Source organism: Shewanella sp. 10N.286.45.A1 (assembly GCF_041470405.1).
Classification (GTDB): Bacteria; Pseudomonadota; Gammaproteobacteria; order Enterobacterales; family Shewanellaceae; genus Shewanella.
Map to the genome: position 1 here is coordinate 1 of NZ_JBFRMK010000365.1, position 3,584 is coordinate 3,584.

4 protein-coding genes and 1 pseudogene are annotated in these 3,584 nt (G+C 43.6%); all 5 read left to right on the top strand.

The genetic code is table 11. The features are described from left to right. Nucleotides 1-350: pseudogene (locus AB4238_RS21260) on the top strand (electron transport complex subunit RsxC); the annotation flags it as partial. 3 nt (nucleotides 351-353) lie between these two features. Further along, nucleotides 354-1,406 (top strand): electron transport complex subunit RsxD, encoded by a 1,053-nt coding sequence (gene rsxD, locus AB4238_RS21265; RefSeq protein ID WP_372035497.1) that lies wholly within the window; start codon nucleotides 354-356, stop codon nucleotides 1,404-1,406. 93 nt (nucleotides 1,407-1,499) lie between these two features. Further along, nucleotides 1,500-2,126, top strand: a complete 627-nt coding sequence (rsxG, locus tag AB4238_RS21270) for an electron transport complex subunit RsxG (RefSeq protein WP_372035501.1) — start codon at nucleotides 1,500-1,502, stop codon at nucleotides 2,124-2,126. Then, nucleotides 2,119-2,814, top strand: coding sequence for an electron transport complex subunit E (locus AB4238_RS21275; protein ID WP_220738027.1), 696 nt, complete (start codon nucleotides 2,119-2,121; stop codon nucleotides 2,812-2,814). The genes rsxG and AB4238_RS21275 overlap by 8 nt, the downstream gene beginning before the upstream one ends. 64 nt (nucleotides 2,815-2,878) lie before the next feature. Continuing rightward, entirely contained in the window at nucleotides 2,879-3,520 is a 642-nt protein-coding gene (gene nth / locus AB4238_RS21280) for an endonuclease III (protein ID WP_372035499.1), read from the top strand. Nucleotides 3,521-3,584 lie beyond the last annotated feature (64 nt).

Genomic DNA, 3,584 nt, shown 5'->3' on the forward strand with positions numbered 1-3,584 from the left:
CTGTTGCCAAAGCTAAGGCTAAAAAGGCACAAACAACAACCAATGCTGAATCACCTCAAAGTGATACAGTAGAGAGTAGCCAGCTAGACTCAAAAACTGACGCTCCGCAGTCGCCAGAAGAGATTAAGAAAGCTCGTATCGCCGCTGCTGTTGCCAAAGCTAAGGCTAAAAAGGTGCAAACAGCAGCCAGTGCTGAATCACCTCAAATGGATACCGTAGAGAATGGCCAGCTGAACTCGCAAACTGACGCTCCGCAGTCGCCTGAAGAGATTAAGAAAGCTCGTATAGCGGCAGCTGTTGCAAAAGCGAAGGCAAAAAAAGCAAAAGCTAAACTGGAAGAGAAGGAATAATTCATGGCATTTAAGTTAGCGTCATCGCCACACTTAAAAGTGCAACTGCAAACGCAGAGCGTAATGCGCAGAGTGATTTTATGCGCAATACCTGGCGTTGCAGCCCAGTTTTACTTTTTCGGCTGGGGTGTATTAGTACAAGTCATGCTGGCAATAACCATTGCACTTCTAAGTGAAGCTGCGGTGCTAAAACTGCGTAAACGTCCAATAATGCCAACATTGAGTGATAACAGTGCAGTGCTTACTGCGCTGCTGATTGGTGTTTCTATCCCCTCTATTGCACCTTGGTGGGTGGTTGTGGTTGGTACTATTTTTGCCATAGTAATCGTTAAACATCTCTATGGTGGACTTGGTCAAAACATCTTCAACCCTGCAATGGCAGCGTATGTAATGTTGCTTATCTCCTTTCCCGTTCAAATGACAAGTTGGTCTGTACCTTTATCATTAGCACAAACACCAATGGATTTGGGGCTCACGCTTAGCGCTATTTTTGGCGCACTAACGCCTGAACAACTCTCAATCTACAAGTACGGCATTGACGGCATCGCAATGGCGACCCCACTGGATACGGTTAAAACGGATCTATCACTTGGACTCACTATTACTGAAAGCCTATCAAAATCCATTTTTTCAGACGGTTTCGGGGTTGGCTGGTTCTGGGTCAATGTCGCCTATTTAATCGGTGGTTTAGCCATGCTTAAATTAAAGGTGATCCGCTGGCAGATCAGTGTAGGTATACTCGCTTCACTCTTCGTTTGCAGTAGCTTTGGTTATCTTTTAAGCCCGGATACTCACATAGGCCCGTTATTTCAACTGTTTTCTGGTGCAACTATGCTAGCGGTATTCTTTATTGCTACCGACCCTGTTACAGCAGCAACCAGTGTCCGTGGGCGACTATTGTTTGGCGCTTTGATTGGCGTATTGGTCTATGTTATCCGCACTTATGGTGGCTATCCTGATGCCTTTGCATTCGCCATTTTGTTAGCCAATTTATGTGCGCCATTTATCGACTACTATATTAAGCCAAGAAGTTATGGTCACCGTGCAGGAAGTTAACAATAGCGTAGTTGCAATTTTATCGAAGAAATACAGTAACTAAAAATAGACGTTATCGACGATTAGGTTAAAGACAAAATTTTGAAAAAATCAATGTTGAAAAATGGCTTACTGCTAGGGTTATTTGCCTTGCTCTGTACTGGGCTTGTTGCAATAGTGAACCAACTTACCTTTGCAAAAATAAAGCAACAAGAGCAGATTGAGCTTTCACGAGTGCTGCATCAGATTATTCCCGATGAGATCCATGATAATGAGCTCACGGAGCACTGCATCACGATTGAAAGTAGTGAGTTTTTAGGCACCACTAAGCCTTTGCCTGCTTATATCGCTACACGTAATGGCGATGGAGTTGCGATAGCAATTGAAACTGTAGCACCCGACGGATATAACGGTAATATCAAAATAATTATAGGCTTAAATCAAGCTGGCGAAGTACTTGGAGTCAGAACCTTATCTCACCAAGAAACACCTGGACTGGGTGATAAAATAGAGCTTCGCAAGTCTGATTGGGTAACCAAGTTTAATGGGCTTAGCGTCTCTTCTGAAAAAGATAAACGCTGGCATGTCAAAAAAGATGGTGGCCAAATTGACCAATTTACTGGTGCCACTATCACTCCGCGTGCCTACGTTAAAGCGGTGAAATTGGCAACACTGTATTTCAATGAAAACAAACAAGCGTTACTGAGTGCACCTGCGAGTTGTGAGGTAGATGATGAGTGATTACAAAGAACTAGCTTGGCAAGGCCTATGGAAAAATAACCCAGGACTGGTTCAGCTTTTAGGCTTGTGTCCCCTACTCGCTGTGACAGCGACCTTGACCAATGCATTGGGGCTCGGTTTAGCGACTATGCTGGTATTAATTGGATCGAACATCTTAGTTTCACTCGTCAGAGACTATGTACCAAAAGAGATCCGCATCCCTGTATTTGTGATGATTATCGCGGCTTTGGTCACCAGTGTTCAACTGTTTATCAACGCTTATGCTTATGGGCTTTATCTTTCGCTTGGCATATTTTTGCCGCTGATTGTAACTAACTGCGTCATTATTGGCAGAGCAGAAGCTTTCGCATCTCGCAATAGTGTTGCAAAGTCGACATTTGACGGACTCATGATGGGTTTAGGCTTTACGCTAGTACTTTGTGTGCTGGGAGCAAGCCGAGAGATCTTAGGCCAAGGTACGCTATTTTATGGTGCTGACCAGTTACTCGGTGAGTGGGCTAAAGGACTAACGATTCAAATCTGGCAGGTCGATACAACTTTCCTACTGGCTATGCTTCCACCCGGTGCTTTTATCGGTATGGGACTACTCATTGCGCTTAAGAATGTTATTGATAACTATATTGAAGCTAGACAGCCTAAAGTTGAACAGGAAGCGCCAGCTAGAGTCAGAATAACTAAAGTAAATTAGTACCAAACAAATAGACGATTAAGAGTTACATCCTTAAATAATAACAACAGATGGATAGTGGCATATGAACACAGAAAAACGTCGCCTTATTTTAGAGCGTTTACGAGAGAACAACCCAAAGCCTGAGACTGAGCTCAACTTCTCTAGCCCTTTTGAACTGCTCGTCGCAGTCACGCTCTCGGCGCAGGCAACAGATGTCAGTGTCAATAAAGCAACAGACAAACTGTTTCCTGTGGCCAATACTGCTCAGTCTATCGCTGCGCTCGGTGTTGAAGGTCTTAAAGGTTATATTAAAACTATTGGGCTCTATAACAACAAAGCGATTAATGTTGTCAAAGCCTGTGAAATACTGGTTGAAAAGTACGACGGTGAAGTCCCTGAAAACAGAGAAGCCCTAGAGGCGCTGCCAGGCGTAGGCAGGAAAACAGCTAATGTTGTGCTTAATACCGCGTTCGGTTGGCCTACCATAGCCGTAGATACACACATTGATAGGGTTTCGAACCGAACAAAGTTCGCAATGGGCAAAAATGTTGTAGAAGTTGAAAAGAAACTTCTAAAGGTCGTTCCTGCAGAGTTTAAAGTCGATGTGCATCATTGGTTAATTCTGCATGGTCGTTATACCTGTATCGCTAGAAAGCCTCGTTGCGGTAGCTGTATAATTGAAGACTTATGTGAGTTTAAAGATAAGGTATATCCGGAAGATTAGTCACTATCAAAACAATTAAGCTTACCTAAACAGTCCAATAAAAAAGCCGCTAATGCGTAATGCC